Source organism: Nocardia cyriacigeorgica (assembly GCF_029868385.1).
Lineage (GTDB): Bacteria > Actinomycetota > Actinomycetes > Mycobacteriales > Mycobacteriaceae > Nocardia > Nocardia cyriacigeorgica_F.
In genome coordinates this window covers 270,832-293,386 of record NZ_JARWNX010000064.1, presented here as the reverse complement: position 1 = coordinate 293,386, position 22,555 = coordinate 270,832, and the positions used below count along the sequence as shown (strand labels likewise).

Sequence of the window (22,555 nt, the reverse complement as noted above, 5' to 3'; positions counted from 1 at the left end):
TCATCGGTCCGCCCGCGCGTCGACGAATCGGACCGCGGTACCGGCACGGATCAGCGCGGGTGGATCGCGCTCGACGTCCCACAGGATCTGCTCGGTATGTCCGAGCAGCTGCCAGCCGCCCGGCGATTTGCGTGGGTAGACAGCCGAATAGCCGCCCGCCAGGGCCACGCTTCCCGCCGGGATAGCGGTGCGCGCCTCGGCGCGGCGCGGGACGGTGAGGCGGTCGTCGGGGGAGCGTAGGTAGCCGAATCCGGGGGCGAAACCGACGAAGGCGCAATGCCATACGGTCCCGGTGTGCGCGTCGATGACCTCTCGGGTGGACATGCCGAGCATGCGGGCGATATCGGCCAGATCAGCGCCGTCGTAGTGCACGGGGATCACCACCGGGTCGGTATCAGGGAATGTTCCACGGGAAACCTCGCCGGATTCGGCGAGTTCGTCGACCACCGTGTGCAATTGCCGCCGTACCTGCTCGGCATCCCGGGTCGAGTCCAGCGTGACCAGCACGGTTTCCGCGGCGGGCAAAACATCCTGAACGCCGTCGATCCGCCGGTCGCGCAGGATCGCCGCCAGATCGGCCGCCGCCGCGGTCGGCGGAGTGAGCAGGAACGCGCGATCACCGGCCGCGCGAATGAGCCGGTCGCCCGCGTCCGTCCCCGACCGAGCACCGCCCCCGTGCGGCGCCGAACCTGTCGATATCATCATCAGCGCCTCCCTCCAGGCCAACGATGGTACGGCTCCGACGCGATGTGTACCGGCGAACGAGCGCACCCGACTCGCCTACACCGCATCGACTTTCGCGTCGTGCGCGGGCACACGACCCACCTCCGTACCCCGGCGAACTCACCGCATCCGGCGCACCGTGGGCGGCGGATGGGCCGATGCGATCGCATCTCAGCCGAAGGCGATCGCATCTCAACTGAACGCCGCGACCGCCACCCCGACCTCGTCGAGGGTTTCCCGGATCAGCCGCGCCATCCCCACCGCCTCCGGTGTATCGCCGTGCACGCAGATGCTGGCCGCACGCACGGTGACCTCGCCCGACCCGCCGACGGTACGGGCGGTACCGGACATGGCGATCGAGACCGCTTGCGCGACCGCCTCGTTCATCCCGAGTAACGCGCCGGGCGTGCCGCGCGCGGCCAGCTCACCCGACGGGGTGTAGCCGCGATCGGCGAACCCCTCGCCGATGAACCGCACCCCGATATGACCGGCGGCGTGTTCGAGCTGGGTGCCCGCCGGGCCGAGCAGCGCGAGTTCGGGATCGTATTCGGCGACCGCGGCCAGCACCGCGTCGGCGACCTTCCGGTCCCGCGCCGCCGCGTGATAGAGCGCGCCGTGCGGTTTCACATAGCGCACCCGGTCACCCTCGGCGCGGGCGAAACCGTCCAGGCCACCGATCTGGTACAGCACCTCGTCGCGCAGTTGCCCCGGCGCCACCTCGATCACCCGGCGGCCGAACCCCGCCAGATCGCGGTAGCCGACATGCGCGCCGATGCGCACACCCTTCTCGACGGCCGATACGCAGGTCCGGCGCATGATCGAGGGATCACCGGCATGGAAGCCGCAGGCAATGTTGGCGCTGGTGACGATATCGAGCATCGCCTCGTCGTCGCCCATCGTCCACGGGCCGAAGCCCTCGCCGAGATCGCCGTTCAGATCCAGCGCCATCCGCGTCCTTCCCATTCGGTACCCATTGTCCTCGTGGTGTGATCCCCGAGACAAGGATCGCAGTTCGGCGCCGGTCACCGGGTACCGGCGGCCCGCGATACCGGATCGGACCGTGGTCGCGGCGCGGGCCGCCCAGTACGCTCAGAGCAATCATGGCCACCTATTTCGACCCGAAGTCCTGGTCACCGCTGTGGGCAGTGGATATCGGCAAGCGGCTGTTCGAGCAATCCTGGCTGGAGCAGTGGGTTTCCTACACCACCGCATGGGTGGATCCGGTGGCCGATCTCGGGGCGGGCACGGTGACCGCGCTCATGCCCGATGTGCTGATGACGGTCCTCAGCGAGGGCATTCTCAGCCGGTTCGGCGGCCAGGAGGTCAGCGCCACCCTGCTCGGCCATGATCTGACCGCGACACTCGACGTGTTGAAGGTTCGCCGCCGCGGCGCGCATTTCCAGACCAAGACCGTGCTGACCGAACTGAACTGGGATCAGCATCCGATCCGCGAGATGACCGTGATCGCGCACGGCGTCCGGCTCATTCCTGGCGTGCCGACGAAGGTGCGCAGCGCGCAGCTCGATATCGAGGGCACCGTCACCACGGCGGCGCTGATCGACTGGCTCAATGATCAGCAGCTGGATTGGAAGCTGTCGGTCGCGCCGAACGGGCTGATCAAGGCCGTGCACCGGCAGCGAAGGATCACCGCCATCGCCGATGCCGCGGTGCAGGACGACATGCTCACTCTCGAGGTGCACCGCGCGGGTTGGTTCGGCATACCGATCCCGCGCCGAATGCGTACCGTCCGCCCGATCCGGTTACCGGAACTGCCCAACAACGCGCGCGTCGTGCACGCCACCCGAGACGGCGAAGTGGTGCGGTTCCGCGTCGAACTACCCGAGGTCAGCGGTTCGTTCGATCTGGCGCAGATGCGTGCGGCGATCGTCGCGGGGACCACGCTGATCGTGTTCTGATCGGCGATCAGTTCTGGGTCTTCCACCATTCGACGAGCGCCGCCTCGGCTTCGTCCCTGGTCAGCGGCCCGCGGTCGAGACGAAGCTCCTTCAGATACCGCCACGCCTTGCCGACATCGGGGCCGGGTGACAGATCGAGCAGTTCCATGATGGCGTTGCCGTCCAGGTCCGGGCGGACCCGGGCGAGATCCTCCTGCTCCTGCAAGCGCGCGATCCGGGTCTCCAGATCGTCGTAGGTGGCGCGCAGGGCGGCGGCGCGGCGCTTGTTACGGGTGGTGCAATCCGCGCGCACCAGTTTGTGCAGCCGGGGCAGCAGGTCACCGGCATCGGTGACGTAGCGGCGCACCGCCGAATCGGTCCACTGGCCCTTGCCGTAGCCGTGGAACCGCAGATGCAGGAACACCAGCCGGGCCACGTCCTCGGTGAACTGCTTCGGATACTTCAGCGCCCGCATCCGTTTGCGCACCATCTTGGCCCCGACCACCTCGTGGTGATGGAAGCTGACGCCGCCGCCCGGCTCGTTGCGTTTGGTGTCGGGCTTGCCGATGTCGTGCAGCAGCGCCGCCCAGCGCAGCACCAGGTCGGGGTCGCCCTCCTCCTGGTCGATGGCCTGCTCGAGGACGGTCAGCGAATGCCAGTACACATCCTTGTGCTGATGGTGCTCGTCGATCTCGAGCTTCATCGCGGGTACTTCGGGCAGCACCAGCTGGGCGAGCCCGGTCTCGCACATGATGTTGATGCCGTCGATGGGATGCGCACCGCCGATGAGTTTGTCCAGTTCGGTGCGGACCCGTTCGGCGGTGATGCGTTCGATCTCGCCCGCCATCTCGGAGATCGCCGCGCGCACCCGCGGATGCAGTTCGAAACCGAGTTGGGAGACGAAACGGGCGGCGCGCAACATCCGCAGCGGATCGTCGCCGAAGGATTCCTGTGGCGTCGACGGAGTGTCGAGCAGGCCCTCCAGCAGGGCGTCCATCCCGCCGAGCGGGTCGACGAACTCCAGCGATCCGTCCGCGGCGATCTTCACCGCCATCGCGTTGACGGTGAAATCGCGGCGCACCAGATCGCCCTCGAGCGAATCGCCGAAGGTGACCTCGGGATTGCGGGAGACCCGGTCGTAGCTGTCGCTGCGGAAGGTGGTGATCTCCAACTGCTGATCGCCCTTGGCCGCACTGACCGTGCCGAACGCCAGACCGCCGGTGTCCCACAGATGGTCGGCCCAACCGCGCAGGATCTCCTGCACCTGCTCTGGCCTGGCGTCGGTGGTGAAATCGAGATCGGTGCCGAGTCTGCCGAGCACCGCGTCACGGACACTGCCGCCCACCAGATACAGATGGAAACCGCGGGCGGCGAACAACTCACCGAGCGGGGTCAGCACATCATCGAGCCTGCCGAGGGTCACCGCCGCCGCGGCAAGCAGCCGGGTGCGGCGCTCTTCGGGCGCGAGCTGCGCGTGATCGGACTGCGCTGGCAGCTGGGCGGGGTCGGGGCCGGTCGAAACCACGAACGTGAACCTTACCCAGCGCGGCGGTGGGACGGACACCGCCGTCGGGCACCGCCGCGGCCCCGGGTCGCGCGCGGACTATGGACGGCAGGACCGACCGCGTCGATTAGGATTGCTTGGTGTCCCCGGCCGATCGCGCGAACAGTCGACGCCGCCAGCCCCGGCGCCATGGTTCGGCCGGAAACGCGGCGAGACCACGCATGCGCACGGTCAAGGAGACCTCGGCGGGCGGACTCGTCGTCGACGGCCTCGACGGCCCGCGTGAACAGCGCAGCGCGGCACTGATCGGGCGCACCGATCGGCGCGGACGGCTGCTGTGGTCGCTGCCGAAGGGCCATATCGAAGAGGGCGAGACCTCCGAGCAGACCGCGATCCGGGAAGTCGCCGAGGAAACCGGCATCGAGGGCGTGGTGGTCGCCGAACTCGGCAGCATCGATTACTGGTTCGTCACCGACGGTCGGCGGGTACACAAAACGGTGCACCATTTCCTTTTGCGTTCGGTCGGTGGTGAACTGTCGGATGCGGATATCGAAGTCACCCAGGTGGCGTGGGTCCCATTGAGTGAACTGGATTCCCGCCTCGCCTACGCCGATGAGCGGCGTCTGGCCGAAGTGGCGAACCGGCTGATCGACCGGATGGAGACCGGCAAGCAATGACGCGTGGACTGCGGATCATCGTGGCGGTCCTGACGATCCTCGGCGCGGTGGCGGCGCTGCCGATACTGAGCCAACCGCCAGCGGACGCACAGCCGAGCGAGTCCGGTGAAGCCTCGTCGCCGAAATTCCTCAAGCTCTCGCTGGATTCGGTGACCCCGACCACCGTGACCACGACCAGCGATCCGGTGCTGACCGTGTCGGGCACCGTCACCAATATCGGCGACCGGGTGGTCGACGATGTGAGCGTCCGGGTGCAGCGCGCGCGTGCGGTGTCCGAACCGAGCGGGTTGCGTACGGCCCTGCGGCTGGACCAGGCCAATTACGATATGGCGGGCCCGTTCGAGGATGTCGCCGAGCGGCTGAGCCCCGGCCAACGCCGTCAGTTCACCCTGAGTATCGCGCTGCGCGCCGATGACGCCGGTGCCTCGTTGGATATCACCGAGCCCGGGGTGTATCCGCTGCTGCTGAACGTCAACGGGGAGCCCGCCTACGGCACTCAGGCCCGCCTCGACGACGCTCGCTTCCTGCTCCCGGTGCTCGGTCTGCCGCCCGCCTCCTCCGGCGCGACCCAACCGGTGCCCGCGCCACCGGCGCCGCCGGTCGCGACCACCCTGGTGTGGCCGCTGGCGGATCGGCCGCGGCTGGTGGCCGGACGGCCGGGCGCTGTGGACGAGATCCCCGAACTGACCGATGACGAACTGGCCTCCTCACTGGGCAAGGGCGGCAGGCTCGAACAGCTGCTCGACGCCCTCGAGACCGCGCTCGGCACCGACGCGGGCCGGGACAAGCGGCTGGCCTCCGCGGTCTGTGTGGCCGTCGACCCGGATCTGCTGCTCACCGTGCAGGCGATGACCGAGGACTATCGGGTCCTGGCCAGCCCGTCGGATCCGAGCGGTGCGACCAGGGCGGGTACCGGATCGGAGCAGGCGCAGGCCTGGTTGGACCGGTTGCGCACGCTCGCCTCCTCGGTGTGTACGGTCGCGCTGCCGTTCGCGCAGGTCGACGTGTCCGCATTGGCCGCGGTGGACGATCCGCAGCTCACCGCCCGGGCCTTGCGCGCACCGGCCGACGTCATCGACTCCATCCTGTCCACCCGCTCGGTCCGCGGGGTGAGCCTGCCCGATTCCGGCAGTATCGACGCGGGCGCCGGTGCACTGCTGCGCGGCAATGGTTTCAGCACGGCGGTGCTGGCCGACAACGCCGTCGCACCGGCCGACAATCCCGATATCTCCTCGGCCCGCACCGGCGTCACCGGACGGACCGCCGCCACCCGCACCGTGCGCACCGAGCCCGAACCCGGCACACCCGATGTGGTCCGGCTGCCCGGCGTCACCGCGCCCGCTCCACAGACGCCCGCTCCGCCGGCCGCCGCGCCGCCGTCGGCCGCACCGACCCCGGCCCCGCGCGGTTCGGAGCCGGCCGCCGATCCCGCCCTGCGCGCGGCCACCTTCGATATCTGGTCGGCGACGGCGCTGGCGGCGATGGGCTCCAACCCGCCGACGCCCTCGTTCACCCCCGATCAGGTGCGCTACGAGGTCACCAAGGACTCCAGGACCGCCAGGCTCCAGGACGCGCTCGGCGCGGTGTCGTGGACCGCCCTCAACCCGCGCCCGGATCGGCCGCGCTCGGCGCTGCTGGTGCCGCCGCAACAGTGGGGCGCCAACCGGGAAGAGGCCGTCGCGATCCTGCGGCAGCTCGATCTGCTGCTGGAGAACAATCTCGCGTCCCCGCGCACCTTCACCCAGCTGCTGGCCCAGCCCGCCGACGCCGCCCCGTACCAGGTCGACTACCTCCCGCAGGCGAGCCAGGACGCGGCGCCCGCGCAGTTCATCGGGCCCGTGCGCGATCAGGGACATCGGATCAGCGAGCTGATGCGCGCGTTGGTCGAGGTGCCGCAATCGGAGCCGACGCCACAGGAGTTCCTGACCCCGCTGCGCGATGATCTGCTGCGCACGCTGAGCCTGTCCGATCGCCGCGGCGAGACCGCGCTGGCGGACACCTTCGCCGGGCGGCGATTGGAACAGACCACGGCCGCGCTCGACACCATGTTCGGTTCGGTCACCGTGCTGCCGCCGGGCGGGGTGTACACGCTGGCCTCCGAGCAGAGCCCGCTGCTACTGGTCGCCCGCAACGATCTGCCGGTCGCGGTGCGGATCCGGTTCCGTATCGACGCACCCGCCGAGACGAAGATCACCGACCTCGGTGAACAGCAGCTACCGCCCCGCGGCACCCGCTCCTTCCAGATCCCCACCGAGGTCAGCGACTCCCGTAACCTGGTCATTCCGATTTCGCTTACCACGCCGGAGGGGGTGCCGCTCGGCAACGCCACGTCGGTGTCGGTGCGTTCGAACGCGTACGGTCAAACGCTGGCGATAATTACCGCATGTGCCGGGATACTGCTGTTCCTGTTGGCCGGACGCCGCCTGTGGCGCCGGTTCCACGGAGAGCCGGATCCCGCCGACAAGGGCGTCGATCCGGGCATCCGGCGACGGGTGAACAGGTACCGGCGGGCGCGTAAGCGCGTACTTCGGCAGCAGGGACAGCAACAGGAGGTGTAGATGAGCGGGTTCCCGCGCGACGTGCTCCGGCGCGACGCAGCTCATCGCAACCGCCTGGTTCCGCTGCCCGGCGAAGCACAGGAGGCATGATGGGCGACGATGATCAATTCGCTCATCAGCGACCTGACGACCGTCCCGGCGGACCGCCTGCCCGCCGGGCGCCTGCGGCGCCGTGGGAACGCGGACCGCATGCGGAGCCGGAGATGACCGGCGATACCCATGGCGGTCCGCCGCCGGGGGTGCCGCGCATCAGCCGTCCGGCCGAACCGCCCGCTCCGGGCCGTCGGATGCCGCCGCCACCACCGCAGCGGCCGGGACCGCATCCCGGTCAGCAGAGCTATCCGGCCCAACCGCAGCGGCCGGGCCCACCGCCCGGCCAGCACGGACAACCGGGGCAGCCCAACCACATGCCCCCGCCGCAGCGGATTCCGCCGCAGGGCCGGCCACCGCAGGGCGGCGGATATCCGCGCAGCGGGGAATTCCCCCAGCAGCGCCCGCCCGCGCCGCAGCCACCCGGTCGACATCAGCGGCCTGCTCCGCCGCAACAACCCGGCCAGCCGCCACACCCCGGACGTCCACCGCGGCCCGAACCGCCACAAGGCCAAGGGCGGCCGCCGCAGCACGGACAACCCCAACACCCTGGACAACCGCAGCGCGCGGGTGGACCACCGCCGGGCCAGGGACGTCCACCCCGGCACCGCCAGGCGCCTCCGGGTGAACAAGCCCCCAACCGACCGCCGACCCAGCCGCAACCACAGGTTCGGCGACCGGCACCGCCCGAGCGGATCGCCTCCCGCGCCGAATCCGGCAGCAGGCCGAGCACCAAGGGCATGCCCGCCGTGGTGGTCGAGAAGCCCGAATCGAAGGAAAGCGCCAACGCTCGCCTGCTACGCGACTCCGGCTCCATCGCCTTCGCCACCCTGATCAGCCGTATCACCGGTTTCGGTAAGCAACTGCTGTTGCTCACCATTCTTGGCCCGGCCATCGCCAGTGCGTTCCTGTCGGCGAGCCTTATCCCGAACATGGTCGCGGAACTGGTGCTCGGCGCCGTACTCACCGCGATCGTGGTGCCGACCCTGGTGCGCGCCGAACAGGAGGACCCCGACGGTGGCGCCGCTTTCGTACGGCGACTCGTCACCGCGGCGTTCGTGGTCCTCGCCACGGCGGCCCTGTTGGCGACGGCGACGGCGCCGGTCCTGGCCACCCATCTGTTCGTCGCCGCCGACGGTGAGGTCAATACCGAGCTGACCACCGCGCTGACGTTCCTGCTGGTACCGGCCATCCTCTTCTACGGGATGTCGGCCCTGTTCACGGCGATTCTGAACACCAGGCAGAACTTCAAGCCCGGTGCGTGGGCGCCGGTGTTCAACAACGTGGTCGTACTGGTCACGCTCGGGCTGTACGCGGTGAGTCCGGGCGAGATCTCGCTGGACCCGGTGCGGATGGGCGATCCCAAACTGCTGATCCTCGGCGTCGGTGTGACGCTCGGCGTCGTCACCCAGGCCATGGTGCTGATCCCGGCCATCCGGCGCGAAGGTATCGACCTCCGTCCACTGTGGGGCGTCGACGAGCGGCTCAAACAGTTCGGCACCATGGGTGCGGCGATCATCCTCTACGTGCTGATCAGCCAGATCGGCACCATCTTCGCCAACCACATCTCCTCCCAGGCCGATGCGGCCGGCCCGGCGATCTACAACAATGCCTGGGCCCTGTTGCAGCTGCCCTACGGCGTGCTCGGCGTCACCCTGCTCACCGCGATCATGCCGCGGTTGAGCCGCAATGCCGCCAACGACGACACCCCGGCGGTGGTGGACGATCTGTCGGCCGCGACCAGGCTGACGATGATCGCGCTGATCCCCATCGTCGTCTTCCTGACCCTTGCGGGCCCGCAGGTCGGTGACGCGCTGTTCGGTTACGCCCGTTTCGCCGAGGACGCCGAACGCCTCGGCCAGGCGGTCAGCTGGTCGGCGTTCACGCTCATCCCGTATTCACTGGTGCTGATCCATCTGCGCGTCTTCTATGCGCGGGAGCAGGCCTGGACGCCGACCTGGATCATTCTCGGTATCGTCACGGTCAAGATCATCGGCTCCGCGCTGGCGCCGGTGCTGGCCGATAACGGCGATCAGGTCGTAATGGTGCTCGGCGCGGCCACCGGTATCGGTTTCACCGCTGGCGCCTTCATCGGCGGCTATCTGCTGCACCGCAGCCTCGGCGATCTGCGCATGGCCAATGTCGGGCACACCATCACCCGAGTGGTGCTGGCCTCGGCCGCGGGCGGTGCGGTGATGCTGATCGTGGACAAGGTGCTCGGCCTGTACCGGCTCTCCGATGCGCTGCACGGGCCCGGTTCGTTCATCCGGGTGACCATCCTCTCGCTGGTGATGTTCGGCGTGGCGTTCGGGCTCATGCGGCTCGCGGGCATCCCGGAGATCGTGGCGATCACCGTCGCGGTCTCGCGCAAGCTCGGCATCACACCGCCGGCCCCCGATCTCGGGCTGGACGAGCCGGTCGAAGAGGACTACGCCACCACCATTCTGCGCAGGCCGGACCCGTACCTGGCCTACTCTCATTACGACCCGATGGACGCGCAGACCATGGTGCTGCCCGTTATCCGCTCGAATGCTGTTGACATCACCGGGGTCGGCGAGTTCCCGTACCCTGTTCGGCAGAGAAGCACAAGTGGCGAATTCGCCGGGGTTGCGACACATCAGGGCGAAGGAGGACCGAGGGTGAGCGACGACGCGGTGGGCGGCGTCCCAGCCGCCGAATCAGCTGCGAACACGGCGGGCGGGCTCTCCACCGACGTTCCGCTCGCCGCGGGGGAGCAGTCCGATTCCGTATCCGCGCACCAGCCGGGCGATACCGACCCGCAGGCCGCGGAATCGGAATCCGGTCACGGCGACGACCGAACCGAGCGTCATGCGCCGCCACGCGATCCGATGTACGACACCGGAATGCTGCCGGTCATGCCGCCCGTCGGCGGCGGTGACGGCCCGCGCCGGGTTCCGCGCGGTCCGAAGCTGCTGCCCGGTGCCTCCGTCGCGGGTGGCCGCTACCGGCTGCTCGCCAGCCACGGCGGCGCGCGCGGGCTGAAGTTCTGGCAGGCGCTCGATATCAAGCTCGATCGCGAGGTCGCGCTGACCTTCGTCGATGCCGATCAGCAGTCCGCCGACAACTCCGGGCACGACGGTCCGCAGGCCATCCTGTCGCGCACGCTGCGCCTCGGCCGGATCAACTCGCCCGGCCTGGCCCGCGTCCTTGATGTGGTGCGCGGCAGTTCCGGCGGCATCGTGGTGGCCGAATGGACCCCCGGCCGGTCGCTGCGGGAGATGGCCGATACCGTGCCGTCCCCGATCGGTGCCGCCCGCGCCATCCGGGCGCTGGCCTCGGCCGCCGAGATGGCGCACCGCGGCGGCGGCTCGCTGTCGATCGACCATCCGGACCGGGTGCGCATCAGCGCCTCCGGTGACGCTGTCCTCGCGTTCCCCGGAACGCTGGCCGATTCCGACGCCCAGTCCGATGTCCGTGGTCTCGGCGCCATGCTCTACGCCCTGATCACCGCGCGCTGGCCGCTGCGCGCTGGTGGAGTCACCGGTAGCGCCGCCACCGTCGGCGGGCTGCGGCTGGCCGATTTCGGCCCCGACGGCACTCCGGTCGAACCGCGCCAGATCCGGCCGGAGGTGCCGTTCGAGATCTCCGCCGTCGCGGTCAGATCACTGGAACCCAATAAGGGCGTGCGTACCGCGGCGACCGTGCAGCATGTGCTCGAACAGGCCTCGGTGGTCGATCAGAAGACCGATTTCATCCCGGTGCTGCGTCTGGGCCAGCGTGCCACCGCACCGTCCGACGACTCCCTCGCCGATCCCGAACTGCTTGCGGCGGAACGGGAGAAGTCGCAGCGGATGATGTGGATCATGGTGGGTCTCGGCATTCTCACCGCACTGGTGGTCGGCATCATCATCTGGTGGATGGTGAGCATCTTCGCTCCGGGATCCTCCGATGAGCCGCTCAACGAACAGCGCAATATCGGTCTCACCACCGCCAATTCGGTGCCCGCCGAATCCGCCGCGCCGCCGAGCGGTCCGGCCGCGGAGGCCGGCGTTCCGGTCCCGGTGACGGGCGTGACGGTGTTCTCGCCCGAGGGCACCCCCGACAATGTCGGCGGGGTCGGCTCGGTACTGGACAACAACGGCTCGACCGTATGGCGCACCGATCAGTACTTCCAGCAGTTCCCCGCGCTGAAGAAGGGTGTCGGCCTGCTGGCGACACTGCCGAGCCCGGCCAAGCTCACCAACGTCGCGATCACCTCGCCGAGCCCGGGCACCACCGTGGAGATCCGCACCTCGCCGACCACCTCGCCGACGCTCGATCAGACGCAACTCATCGGCACCGCGACCCTCGCCGACGGCGTCACCCAGATTCCGGTGGAAGCCGATCAGGCCGCCCGATATGTCCTGGTCTGGATCACCGGACTCGGCAATACCGATGGCCGGTTCCAGTCCTCTATCGCCGATATCCGTTTCGACGCCGCGCGCTGATCACACCGACCGCACCCGCTCTCACCAGGCATAACGCCTAACAGATCACGGAGAGATCGCGGTGCGGCCACGCTGACGGATCGGTTGCTACCGAATCGTTACCCACGTTATGATTCTGCTCGCGCTCTCAGCAGGGGAGCCTCTCGGGATCAGGCGTTTCGATCCCTGCATGCTGCGATTTCTTCGGTGCCCGGCCATCTCGGTCGGGCACTCCGGTGAGCGCGTCCAAGGGGTTGGCATTGTCGTCCGAAGTGAACGAGGGCTCCCGCAGAGGGAGGCCACCATCCGTCGCCGCGCGCGCGGACGCGTTCATTCTCGCCGAAGCCACCGACGCCCAACTGCTGCGAGCCCACGCCGATGGAACCCCGCACGCCTTCGCCGAACTGCTGCGCAGGCATAACGACCACCTCTGGCAGACCGCGGTACGCACCTCCTACACCCGTGAGGACGCCGCCGACTCGCTCCAGGACGCGCTGCTGTCGGCGCACCGCACCGCTGGCTCGTTCCGCGCCGAATCCGAGGTGCGCAGCTGGCTGCACGCGATCGTGGTCAATGCCTGCCTCGACCGCATCCGGCGCAACAAGACCAGACGCGCGTTCTCGCTGACGCCGGAGAACATGCCGGAACCCGCCGACGACCGTGATGACATCGCCAGGCTGGAGATGTCGATGGTGGTCGACCGCGCCCTGTTCTCGCTACCACCGGATCAACGCACCGCCATCGTCGCCGTCGATCTGGAGGGGTATAGCGTGTCGGACGCGGCCGCGATGCTCGGCGTTCCGGAGGGGACCATCAAAAGTCGCTGTGCCCGCGCCAGACAGCGGCTCGGCGAACGTTTGGAATTTCTGCGGGATCCAGGGAACCGGATGTGACCCTGTTGCGTCAGTAATAGTGACGAACCACGAGACGATGTAACCGCCGCCTGGCATTCACCGGGCTGCGTGCAAGGTCAAATGTAGGAACACTTGGAGGTGGGATGGCGACCCGATCCGTTCCGCAGCCTCCGTTTTCGGCGGAGCTGCTCGCCGACCTGCACGCCGACAACCTCTCGCGCGAACAGAGCGAACAGTTGTGGCCCGCGGTCCATGGCGATCCGGAGGCCCAGCAGTACCTACGGTCACTCGACGAGGTCAGCGCGCAGCTACGCGCCCTCGGTCGCGACGACCGGATCATCCACCCGATGCCCGACGAGGTATCGGCGCGCCTGTGGCAATGGGCCGAGGAACTGGGCCCCGCCGAACCGGATGCGGAACCGACCGCGCGGATAACCGAACTACCCGGGCTCTCCGACGCGACGCGGTACGAGGCCGAATCACCCGGTATACCAACGAGTCCGGCTGCTCCGGTGGTTTCGCTCGACGAGCGCCGTCGACGCCGGATGCGCATGCTCACCGCGGCCGCGGCGGCCGTCGCGGTCATCGCCTGCGCGGCGATCGTGGTCGCCACCGTGCGCGACAATGGCACCGTCAGCCCCACCGCGGGTCCGACCACCGTCGACACCTCGCCGGGTGAAGATCTCGACGCCACGGTCGCGCTCGGTGCGCTCGGGCGCCACGACGTCGCCGGACCGCTCGCCGATTCCGCCGAACTGGCCGGCTGCGTCGCGGCCGCCGGATACGACCGCACGGTCCTCGGCTCCACCGATATGACCTTCCGTGGCGCCGACGCGGTACTGATCCTGGTCGCGGGCACCACCCCCGGAGGCATCACCGCGCTGGTGGTCGAGCCCGGCTGCCGCACGGGCGAGCCGGGAGTGTTGGCCGTCACCGACATCGGATAGCCCGCCCACCCGGGGGAACAAGTGCGTTTACGCTGTTGTTGACCGACACGTCCCGTTGATGTCTTTCGGAAGGGCCCCATGAGCACGCCAGTTCGCGACCTGATCATCGTCGGCTCCGGCCCCGCCGGCTACACCGCCGCCGTCTACGCGGCCCGCGCCGAACTCCAGCCGCTGCTGTTCGAGGGAACGCAGTTCGGTGGCGCCCTGATGACCACCACCGAGGTGGAGAACTTCCCCGGTTTCCGCGACGGCATCATGGGCCCCGACCTGATGGAGCAGATGCGTGACCAGGCCAAGCGCTTCGGCGCCGAGATCCGCACCGAAGACGTCGACGCCATCGATCTGAGCGGTCCGGTCAAGAAGGTCACCGTCGGTGACGAGACCTTCGAGGCCTACGCCGTGATCCTCGCCATGGGCTCGGCCGCCCGTTACCTCGACGTCCCCGGTGAGCAGAAGCTGCTCGGCCGCGGTGTCAGCGCGTGCGCCACCTGCGACGGCTTCTTCTTCAAGGGCCAGGACATCGTCGTGGTCGGCGGCGGCGATTCGGCCATGGAGGAAGCGACCTTCCTCACCAAGTTCGCCTCCAGCGTCACCATCGTGCACCGGCGCGAGGAGTTCCGGGCCTCGCGCATCATGCTGGAGCGCGCCAAGGCCAACGAGAAGATCCGCTTCGTCACCAATGCCGAAGTCGCTTCCGTCAACGGCGATACGAGCGTGACCAGCCTCACCCTGCGCGACACCCGCACCGGCGAAACCTCCGAACTCGCCGCCACCGGCATGTTCGTCGCGATCGGCCACGATCCGCGCAGTGAACTCGTGCGCGGCCAGGTCGAACTCGACGACGAGGGCTATGTGAAGGTGTCCGACCCGTCCACCGCCACCGCTGTGCCCGGCGTCTTCGCCGCGGGCGATCTGGTCGATCACACCTACCGGCAGGCCATCACCGCCGCGGGCACCGGCTGCCGCGCCGCGATCGACGCCGAGCGCTGGCTCGCCGACCAGGGCGATATCACCAGCAACACCCTCGACCACGCCGATCGCCCGGTCGCGGTCCCCGCCAACTGATCCGAACCATCCGGCAGGCGCGGGTCAGCGCCTGGAGCCGGGCGGCCCGGTAAGCACCGGGCGCCCGCCGTACCGACAATCACCACCGCTGCCGTACGAGGAGAAACCCCATGTCCGAGAGCACCATCACCGTCACCGACGCCACCTTCGCCGATGACGTCCTGCTCAGCGAGAAGCCGGTTCTGGTCGACTTCTGGGCGGACTGGTGCGGTCCATGCAAGATGGTCGCGCCGGTGCTGGAGGAGATCGCGGGCACCCATGCCGATAAGCTGACCGTCGCCAAGCTGGACGTGGACGCCAACCCGGTCACCGCCAAGGATTATCAGATCCTGTCGCTGCCAACTATGATGCTGTTCGCCGGTGGCAAGCCGGTCAAGCAGATCGTCGGGGCAAAGGGCAAAGCCGCCCTGCTGCGCGAACTCGACGGCGTCATCTGACTCCCTCGACGATCACTACGGCGAACTCCGCCGTATGGCATCGCACACCGGCGACGCGCCGTAGTATGCCCAGACCCGGAATTGTCGAAATTCGGTCCGGGTCTGAGACAATCGACGCGACGCTCCGGTGGTGCGAGGGTGTAACCCATCGCATTGGTGGGTACCCGGGCTGACGGAAGGGAAAGGGCTCTCACGCATGCACCGACTTCGTCACGGCGATACCGGTCCAGCCGTCGCAGAGGTTCGGAGCACCCTGGCAAGTCTGGGTTTCCTACACGCGCACAACCTCGATGGCGAGGACGCGCGTGAATACTGGAAAGACACCGACGCCACCTTCGATCACCAGCTCGACTCCGCGGTGCGCGCGTTCCAACAGCATCGTGGGCTGCTCGTGGACGGTGTTGTGGGCCCGGCGACGTATCGGGCTCTCAAAGAGGCCTCCTACCGGCTCGGCGCACGCACGCTGATCTATCAGCTGTCCGCGCCGCTCTATGGTGATGATGTGGCGACGCTCCAGCGGCGGCTCCAGGACCTCGGCTTCTATGTGCACCGTGTCGACGGCTACTTCGGTCCGCACACCCACGACGGGCTCACCGCGTTCCAGCGCGAGATCGGGCTCTCGGCCGACGGTATCTGTGGCCCGGACACCCTGCGTTCGCTCGAACTGCTCGGCGCCAGGGTGACCGGCGGTAATCCGCATCGCATCGCCGAGGAAGAGGTGGTGCACCGCGCGGGTCCGCAGCTGACCGGTAAGCGGATCGTCATCGACCCGGGCCTCGGCGGGCCGGACAAAGGGCATGCCGTACCCACCGAATTCGGCGAGGTCTACGAATCGGAGATCCTGTGGGATCTGGCCAGTCGGCTCGAGGGCCGGATGGCGGCGACCGGGATGGAGACGTTCCTGTCCCGTCCATGGGGCGCCAACCCCACCGACGCCGAACGTGCCGACACCTCCAACGCGTTCGACGCCGACCTGATGATCTCGCTGCGCTGCGCCAACAACCCCAGCTCCTCGGCCAACGGTGTCGCGGGCTTCTACTTCGGCAATTCGCACGGCTCGGTCTCGATGATCGGACAGGTGCTGGCCGGGTTCATCCAGCGTGAAGTGGTCGCACGGACCTCCTTGCAGGACTGCCGCACCCATCAGCGCACCTGGGATCTGCTGCGGCTCACCAAAATGCCGACGGTTCAGGTCGATATCGGTTATCTGACAAACGAATACGACGCGTCGGTGCTCACCAATCCACGGATGCGCGATGTCATCGCCGAGGCGATCCTGGTGTCGGTGAAGCGGCTGTATCTGCTGGGTCAGGACGATCAGCCCACCGGCACCTACACCTTCGCCGAACTGCTCGCCGAGGAACTGGCCGCCGCCGATCGCGGATAGCCGCCCCACACACGAATCTGCCCCGCCGCACACAGTGTCGGCGGGGCAGTGTCGTTCGGTGGCTGTCAGAGGCTGAGAACGCGCGTCGGCACCGTCATCGAGGCGGCCGCGAGCAGTTGATCCAGCGCACGCTCCACATCTTCCTTCCAACCGTGATCGGAATCGAGTTCCAATCGCAGCCGAGGGAACCGGTGATGCGCTGCGACGACCTCGAACCCGGCCTCCTCGAGGAAGTCGGCATCGATCATGCAGGTTTCCGGTGAGCAGCGTGCGGTCGCCCGGCCGGAGCTGCGCAAACGGTCGCGTACCGGCGTCGCGATGCGTTCCATCAACGTCATGGACCCCATGGACCGATCCGAGAGCGCGGTGCTCGGCGGATCGGCGCGCAGGCCGAAGACTTCCAGCGCTCGGACACCGCGACGCATCAGATCGGTCACTGCGGCCTGAATCAGCCGGTAGGCAATGTCGGAGTCCTGGTTCGGCTGCTCGACCCGCAGCGTGGTCAGCAGGATGGCGTCCGGGCTGACGGGGGAGGTGGGGAACAGCGTGGCCCGCGGAACGGCGCTCGGTGGCGCGTACAGCGCGCACCCGGCCGAATTCCCGTCGACGGTGGCGACCTGTCCGCAGGAACCCCATTCCAGCATGACCGTCGACAGCCAGGCCTCCTTCTCGAAGACCGGATCGCTGAACTCCTGCGAGTCGGCCGCGACGGCCGGATCGATCTCCCAGAACACACAGCGCCGGGCGTGTGCGGGCAGTTGGTCCAGCCCGTCCAGGGTCAATGCTGTGACGCTGGTCGACACCGCTCTGCTCAGCCTCCAGCTGTCCGATTCATCCACGCTCACGCCGCATCACTGTCTTCTCGCCAGCAAGAATATGCGATCAAAGCGAACCCGCCTCATTCCACGTCACTGTGCTGTTCGGTCAGGGGCTCTGTGCGATATCCCATTCGCCGTCACAGTGACGTTTCGGCGGCAGGGTTGTGTTCACAGCTGCACAGGCTCGATTTCGTTAGGTTCCGATGTCGTTCTGCTGCATCAGACCGACAATGCGCTCGAGATCATCGACCGAGCCGAACTCGACGACGATCTTGCCCTTGCGCTTGCCCAAACTCACCGTCACGCGAGTGTCGAACGATTCCGATAGTCGCTCGGCCACATCCTGTAATCCCGGCGCGTGCAATGGCTTACGCCGAGGAGCCGGGGGAGCGGCGTTCTCGGGTTCGCGGTTCGCCAGTGTGACGGCCTCCTCGGTGGCACGCACCGACATCCCCTCGGCGACGATGCGGGCCGCGAGCACCTCTTGGGCATCGGGACCCGCTTCCAAACCGAGGACGGCACGCGCGTGTCCGGCGGACAACACACCGGCAGCGACCCGCCGCTGCACCGGCACCGGCAGCTTCAGTAGCCGGATCATATTCGTCACCGCCGAACGTGAGCGACCGATCCGATCCGCCAGTTCCTCGTGGGTGACGTCGAACTCCTCGAGCAGCTGCTGATACGCGGCGGCCTCTTCGAGGGGATTGAGCTGCACGCGGTGGATGTTCTCCAACAGCGCGTCACGCAGCATCGAACCGTCGTCGGTCTCCCGGACGATGGCCGGAATGGTGGTCAGCCCGGCCTCCTGACAGGCCCGCCAGCGGCGCTCACCCATGACGAGCTGATAGCGGTCGGGGTTGGTGTCGAGCCGTCGCACCACGATCGGTTGCATGAGCCCGAACTCACGAATCGAATGCACCAGCTCGGCGAGCGCATCCTCTTGGAAGACCTGACGTGGCTGCTTGGGGTTCGGCTCGATGGCATCCGGCGGGATCTCGCGGTACACCGCATCGCCGGGGGAGTCGAGTTCGGCGGTGTCGGGGGAGTCGGGCACCCGATGCAGGAACGCCGTGGCGGGCTGGAGTGGTCCGGGGTCGACCCCGATGACCACACTCGCGGCGGCGTCACCGAGACCGGTCGACGTCGGTCCGGTCGGGATCAACGCTGCGAGACCGCGTCCGAGCCCACCCTTTTTAGCCTGACTCATCGGGCCTACCCCTTTCTCGTTTCACCGCCGCCGCAGGTCGGCACGACCTGCGTCACTCCGCACCTTCGGTGACCGCCGCGCGTTTCGCCGCCGCGCGAGCCGACATTTCCCGACCGGCATCAAGGTAGCTCATCGCCCCTCGGGAACCCGGATCGTAATCCAGCACCGTCATGCCGTAGCCGGGCGCCTCGGAAACCTTCACGCTGCGTGGGATGACCGATCGCAGTACGACGTCACCGAAGTGGCCGCGCACCTCCTCGGCCACCTGATCGGCCAGCTTCGTCCGACCGTCGTACATCGTGAGAATCACGGTGGAGACATGCAATTCGGGGTTCAGATGCGATTGCACGAGACCGATATTGCGGATCAGCTGCCCGACACCCTCGAGTGCGTAGTACTCGCACTGGATCGGGATCAGCACCTCCTTGGCGGCCACCATCGCGTTCACCGTCAGCAGACCCAGCGACGGCGGGCAGTCGATCATCACGTAATCGATGTCGTAGCCAGCGATATTGGCTTCTTGAATCGCTGCCTTCAGCCTGCCCTCCCGAGCAACCATGGACACCAATTCGATCTCGGCACCGGCGAGGTCGATCGTGGCCGGAATGCAGAGCAGCCGTTCGCTGTGCGGGCTCTGCTGAATCGCGTCCTTGACCGAGATCTCGCCGATCAGCAGTTCATAACTCGAGGGCACACCCGAGTGGTGCTCGACTCCCAGCGCGGTACTGGCATTGCCCTGTGGGTCGAGATCGATCACGAGCACCTTCATCCCCTGATGTGCCAGGGCCGCCGCCAGATTGACCGCGGTGGTCGTCTTACCGACCCCGCCCTTCTGGTTGGCGATCGTGATGATCCGTTGCTCATGCGGTTTCGGCACTGTCACCTTTCCTGGATGCAGTATCTGGCTCGCGCGATGCGCCTCCGCCGCAATCGGGGTCTCGCTGGGGGAGATGTTCCCGAACGGTGTGCTTCCGAATGCTTCCGGACCGGTATTGCTGGAATCCAGCATTCCCGGAACTCGCGATGTTTCCCGTGAAACATTCGCTGAACCGCTCGACATAGACAGCTCCTAACGCGAGAACTCCAGATCACGTGCCCCGACCGCGTCGGCGCCGTGTCGTCAAACAAGCCGTGTCGGATCGAACTCGATGCTCAACCGGGATCGCGGCGCCCGATCGACCGAGCGGAGCTCCTGCCGCTGTGACATCCACATCCCTCCGTGGCACCAACGCTCACGCCCGACGCCCATTAGCTTGCCAGCACCGAGCGCGATTAGAAAGCTGAATCGCGGTGACGCGCGCACGACACGCGGATCCGTGACCATTCGCATGCGCCGGTCCATGTTTCCCGTGAAACATCGACCACGGAAAGCTACTGATTTGCCTTCCGGGCGGCCCTGGCCGTCCGGCGCGCGGACTTGCCGGCGCGCGGCTTGGGTGCGCGCTCCGAGCGGGGGAGTCGCTCGGCGCTGATGACGAGGGTCGGCGTCTCCACGATCCCGACACCGCACTCCACCACCTCCGCCAAGCCCGCTCCGGCGCGGGCGAGCGCCTCCGCATCGCGCTCCAGCTCCTCGGCCGCACTGACGCCCTTGAGGGCCAGCATCCGGCCGTGGTCACGAACCAGGGGAAGCGACCACTGTGCGAGCTTCGCCAGCGGCGCCACTGCACGCGAGGTGACCACGTCCGCGCCACCCGCCTCGTGGATTACGCCGGACTGCTCCGCCCGGCCACGAACGACGGCCACCTCGAGCCCCGCCGCTTCGATGAACTCACTCAGAAAGACCGTGCGTCGCAACAGTGGCTCCACCAATGTGATCCGCAGATCGGGTCGAGCGATGGCGAGCGGGATACCGGGCAGGCCCGCACCGCTACCGATATCGACGACCGAGGCGCCCTCGGGAATCAGCTCACCGATCACAGCGCAATTCAGAATGTGGCGATCCCATAGTCGGGGGACCTCACGCGGCCCGATCAGCCCGCGCTCCACCCCGGCCGTCGCCAGCGCGGCACAGTAGCGGCGGGCGAGATCGAGACGGTCACCGAAGACCGTGACGGCTACCGTCGGCGGCTCCCACTCGGTCGCTCCGCCGAGATCTCGTTCCACGTGAAACATCCTTCCGAACACTCGTCGATTATCGGAATGGGCACCGGCACCCCAGATATGGAGAAGGGCCCCGGTCCGAAGACCCGAGGCCCTATCCAACCATTGCCCGCCCCGTCAGCGCACGGGGCGTGCCGCACTACCCGTCAAGCCGGAACGACAACCACATGCCGGTTCGGCTCCACGCCCTCGCTCTCGCTCGCGACACCATCGACGGCCGCGACCGCGTCGTGCACGATCTTGCGCTCGAACGGCGTCATCGGCGCCAGCGATTCGGGGGCGCCCGATTCCTGCACCCGCTTCGCGGCGGCAGTACCGAGCGCGCTCAGTTCCTCGCGACGCTTGGCCCGCCAACCCGCGACGTCCAGCATGAGGCGGCTACGCACACCGGTGGCCTGCTGCACCGCGAGGCGGGTCAGCTCCTGCAACGCGTCGAGCACCTCGCCATTGCGGCCAACGAGCTTCGACAGGTCCCGGCCGCCGTCGATGCTCACCACCGCGCGGTCGCCCTCGACGTCCAGATCGATATCGCCGTCGAAGTCGAGCACGTCGAGCAACTGCTCCAGGTAGTCGCCGGCGATCTCGCCCTCTTCGATCAACGCCTCCTCGGCGTCGCCCGTTTCGGTGTCGGCATCAACCATCGTCGTCGCCACAGTGGCGTCCCCTCCGTCGGTCTCAACAGTCATGTGATTTTCCTTCATCTGCTCGTCGCCGCGACCGGCTGTCCGGATGCGCCGCGATCAAGGGGTTGCTCGGCGATCGGGGTTTCCCACCGATCGGATGGGTCAGCGGCGTCGCTTCTGATTGGCGCGGCCGCGATTACCCGACTTCTTCTGACCACCCGGCCGCTTCTGGCCCGACTGTTTACCCGAGGCCTTCGCGACGGGGGCGGCCCCATTCGTGGTGGCGGCTTCCTCGCCCTCGACGGCAGCGGGGGACTGCTTCTTACGAGTGTCGACCGGCTTGGCTCCCGGCTTCGGGGCGTTCTGCGCCCGCTGCTCGAGCTTGGCCGCCTTCTTGGCTTCTTCTTCCTTCGCCATTCGACCGAAGACGAGATGCTGCTGCCCGTAGGTCCAGATGTTGTTGGAGACCCAGTACAGCAGGATGGCGATCGGCAGGAACGGACCACCGACGAGCACACCGAGCGGGAACACCCACAGCGCCAGTTTGTTCATCAGCGCGGCCTGCGGGTTGGCGGCGGCTTCCGGCGTCTGCCGCGCCACCGAGGCGCGGGCATTGAAGTGGGTGGCGACCGAGGCGATGATCATCAGCGGGATGGCGACGGCGGCGATGGAGATCCGGCTCGGAATGCCGCCGTAGTCCTCGAAGGCCAGCAGTTCGTTCGCGGGGGTGGTGATGAACGCCGAGATCGGCGCACCGAAGATGCGGGCGCTCAGGAACGACTGGACATCGGCCGCGCTGAAGACATAGTTCGGGGTGTTGGCATTGGTGACCGGATCCATGCCGAGCTGCCCGAGCCCGTGGCCCGTCCGGTTGAACGAGCGCAGCACATGGAACAGACCGAGGAATACCGGCACCTGCGCCAGGATCGGCAGGCAGCCCATGAGCGGGTTGAAGCCGTTCTCCTTCTGGAGCTTCTGCATCTCCAGCGCCATCTTCTGGCGGTCGTTCTTGTACTTCTTCTGCAACTCCTTGATCTGGGGTTGCAGCTCCTGCATCTGCTTGGTGGTGCGCACCTGCTTCACGAACGGCTTGTAGAGCACCAGCCGCAGTGTGAACACCAGGAACACCACGGCCAGTGCCCATGTGATGCCGTTGTCCGCGCCGAACGCGAACCCGAAGACCCGGTGCCAGAACCAAAGGATCCAGGACACCGGATAGTAAATGAAGTCGAGCACGGCT

At 67.7% G+C, this 22,555-nt stretch carries 18 protein-coding genes; 9 read left to right on the top strand and 9 right to left on the bottom strand.

Features of this window, described 5'->3' with window-relative positions; all coding sequences use genetic code 11:
• Entirely contained in the window at positions 1–705 is a 705-nt protein-coding gene (locus QH168_RS26720; protein WP_280468691.1) for a 5-oxoprolinase subunit B family protein, read from the bottom strand.
• 210 nt (positions 706–915) lie between these two features.
• The gene (locus tag QH168_RS26715) at positions 916–1,671 is read right to left on the bottom strand and encodes a LamB/YcsF family protein (protein WP_280468934.1); all 756 of its coding nucleotides are present in this window, start codon (positions 1,669–1,671) and stop codon (positions 916–918) included.
• 152 nt (positions 1,672–1,823) lie between these two features.
• Here QH168_RS26715 and QH168_RS26710 point away from each other — a divergent pair, with 152 nt between their 5' ends.
• Positions 1,824–2,639, top strand: coding sequence for a hypothetical protein (locus QH168_RS26710; protein ID WP_280468690.1), 816 nt, complete (start codon positions 1,824–1,826; stop codon positions 2,637–2,639).
• A gap of 7 nt (positions 2,640–2,646) precedes the next feature.
• Here QH168_RS26710 and QH168_RS26705 read toward each other — a convergent pair whose 3' ends face one another.
• Positions 2,647–4,113, bottom strand: coding sequence for a CCA tRNA nucleotidyltransferase (locus tag QH168_RS26705; protein WP_280468933.1), 1,467 nt, complete (start codon positions 4,111–4,113; stop codon positions 2,647–2,649).
• Between the two features lie 149 nt (positions 4,114–4,262).
• Between QH168_RS26705 and QH168_RS26700 the strand changes: the two genes are divergently transcribed.
• The 8 genes from QH168_RS26700 to QH168_RS26665 all read left to right on the top strand — a co-directional run bounded on the left by QH168_RS26700 (position 4,263) and on the right by QH168_RS26665 (position 16,564).
• A complete protein-coding gene (locus tag QH168_RS26700; RefSeq protein WP_280468688.1) occupies positions 4,263–4,799 on the top strand; it encodes an NUDIX hydrolase in 537 nt (178 codons plus the stop codon).
• Positions 4,796–7,357, top strand: coding sequence for a DUF6049 family protein (locus QH168_RS26695; protein ID WP_280468687.1), 2,562 nt, complete (start codon positions 4,796–4,798; stop codon positions 7,355–7,357). Before QH168_RS26700 ends, QH168_RS26695 begins: the two co-directional genes overlap by 4 nt.
• Positions 7,358–8,187: 830 nt before the next feature.
• Positions 8,188–11,895, top strand: a complete 3,708-nt coding sequence (locus QH168_RS26690) for a murein biosynthesis integral membrane protein MurJ (protein ID WP_280468932.1) — start codon at positions 8,188–8,190, stop codon at positions 11,893–11,895.
• 311 nt (positions 11,896–12,206) lie between these two features.
• Positions 12,207–12,767: an RNA polymerase sigma factor SigM gene (gene sigM / locus QH168_RS26685; RefSeq protein WP_280468931.1), complete on the top strand. Its 561-nt coding sequence runs from the start codon at positions 12,207–12,209 to the stop codon at positions 12,765–12,767.
• Positions 12,768–12,871: 104 nt separating this feature from the next.
• On the top strand, positions 12,872–13,675 hold the full coding sequence (locus QH168_RS26680; RefSeq protein WP_280468685.1) for a hypothetical protein: 804 nt from the start codon (positions 12,872–12,874) through the stop codon (positions 13,673–13,675).
• A gap of 78 nt (positions 13,676–13,753) precedes the next feature.
• Positions 13,754–14,740, top strand: coding sequence for a thioredoxin-disulfide reductase (gene trxB / locus QH168_RS26675; protein ID WP_280468683.1), 987 nt, complete (start codon positions 13,754–13,756; stop codon positions 14,738–14,740).
• A 110-nt stretch (positions 14,741–14,850) separates the two neighbouring features.
• Positions 14,851–15,177, top strand: a complete 327-nt coding sequence (gene trxA / locus QH168_RS26670) for a thioredoxin (protein WP_014353750.1) — start codon at positions 14,851–14,853, stop codon at positions 15,175–15,177.
• 196 nt (positions 15,178–15,373) lie between these two features.
• Positions 15,374–16,564, top strand: coding sequence for an N-acetylmuramoyl-L-alanine amidase (locus QH168_RS26665; RefSeq protein WP_280468682.1), 1,191 nt, complete (start codon positions 15,374–15,376; stop codon positions 16,562–16,564).
• A 65-nt stretch (positions 16,565–16,629) separates the two neighbouring features.
• Here the strand turns inward: QH168_RS26665 and QH168_RS26660 are convergent, their stop codons facing one another.
• The 6 genes from QH168_RS26660 to yidC all read right to left on the bottom strand — a co-directional run bounded on the left by QH168_RS26660 (position 16,630) and on the right by yidC (position 22,551).
• Positions 16,630–17,367: a GNAT family N-acetyltransferase gene (locus QH168_RS26660; RefSeq protein ID WP_280468930.1), complete on the bottom strand. Its 738-nt coding sequence runs from the start codon at positions 17,365–17,367 to the stop codon at positions 16,630–16,632.
• Between the two features lie 208 nt (positions 17,368–17,575).
• Positions 17,576–18,589 carry a ParB/RepB/Spo0J family partition protein gene (locus tag QH168_RS26655; RefSeq protein WP_280468680.1) on the bottom strand — a complete coding sequence of 338 codons (1,014 nt, stop codon included), beginning with the start codon at positions 18,587–18,589 and terminating at the stop codon, positions 17,576–17,578.
• A gap of 52 nt (positions 18,590–18,641) precedes the next feature.
• Positions 18,642–19,598 (bottom strand): ParA family protein, encoded by a 957-nt coding sequence (locus QH168_RS26650; protein WP_432421186.1) that lies wholly within the window; start codon positions 19,596–19,598, stop codon positions 18,642–18,644.
• Between the two features lie 362 nt (positions 19,599–19,960).
• Positions 19,961–20,704 (bottom strand): 16S rRNA (guanine(527)-N(7))-methyltransferase RsmG, encoded by a 744-nt coding sequence (gene rsmG, locus QH168_RS26645; RefSeq protein WP_280468929.1) that lies wholly within the window; start codon positions 20,702–20,704, stop codon positions 19,961–19,963.
• A 134-nt stretch (positions 20,705–20,838) separates the two neighbouring features.
• Positions 20,839–21,378, bottom strand: a complete 540-nt coding sequence (locus QH168_RS26640) for a protein jag (RefSeq protein ID WP_432421175.1) — start codon at positions 21,376–21,378, stop codon at positions 20,839–20,841.
• 99 nt (positions 21,379–21,477) lie between these two features.
• On the bottom strand, positions 21,478–22,551 hold the full coding sequence (yidC, locus tag QH168_RS26635; protein WP_280468676.1) for a membrane protein insertase YidC: 1,074 nt from the start codon (positions 22,549–22,551) through the stop codon (positions 21,478–21,480).
• Between the last annotated feature and the right edge of the window lie 4 nt (positions 22,552–22,555).

Excerpts from the sequence above, each read along its gene's own strand:
- QH168_RS26655 (WP_280468680.1), bottom strand. The coding sequence starts at position 18,589 with ATGAGTCAGGCTAAAAAGGGTGGGCTCGGACGCGGTCTCGCAGCGTTG.
- QH168_RS26695 (WP_280468687.1), top strand. The coding sequence starts at position 4,796 with ATGACGCGTGGACTGCGGATCATCGTGGCGGTCCTGACGATCCTCGGC.
- QH168_RS26665 (WP_280468682.1), top strand. The coding sequence starts at position 15,374 with ATGCACCGACTTCGTCACGGCGATACCGGTCCAGCCGTCGCAGAGGTT.
- QH168_RS26690 (WP_280468932.1), top strand. The coding sequence starts at position 8,188 with ATGCCCGCCGTGGTGGTCGAGAAGCCCGAATCGAAGGAAAGCGCCAAC.
- rsmG (WP_280468929.1), bottom strand. The coding sequence starts at position 20,704 with ATGTTTCACGTGGAACGAGATCTCGGCGGAGCGACCGAGTGGGAGCCG.
- QH168_RS26680 (WP_280468685.1), top strand. The coding sequence starts at position 12,872 with ATGGCGACCCGATCCGTTCCGCAGCCTCCGTTTTCGGCGGAGCTGCTC.
- QH168_RS26720 (WP_280468691.1), bottom strand. The coding sequence starts at position 705 with ATGATGATATCGACAGGTTCGGCGCCGCACGGGGGCGGTGCTCGGTCG.
- trxB (WP_280468683.1), top strand. The coding sequence starts at position 13,754 with ATGAGCACGCCAGTTCGCGACCTGATCATCGTCGGCTCCGGCCCCGCC.
- QH168_RS26640 (WP_432421175.1), bottom strand. The coding sequence starts at position 21,378 with ATGACTGTTGAGACCGACGGAGGGGACGCCACTGTGGCGACGACGATG.
- QH168_RS26715 (WP_280468934.1), bottom strand. The coding sequence starts at position 1,671 with ATGGCGCTGGATCTGAACGGCGATCTCGGCGAGGGCTTCGGCCCGTGG.
- QH168_RS26650 (WP_432421186.1), bottom strand. The coding sequence starts at position 19,598 with ATGCTGGATTCCAGCAATACCGGTCCGGAAGCATTCGGAAGCACACCG.
- QH168_RS26710 (WP_280468690.1), top strand. The coding sequence starts at position 1,824 with ATGGCCACCTATTTCGACCCGAAGTCCTGGTCACCGCTGTGGGCAGTG.
- trxA (WP_014353750.1), top strand. The coding sequence starts at position 14,851 with ATGTCCGAGAGCACCATCACCGTCACCGACGCCACCTTCGCCGATGAC.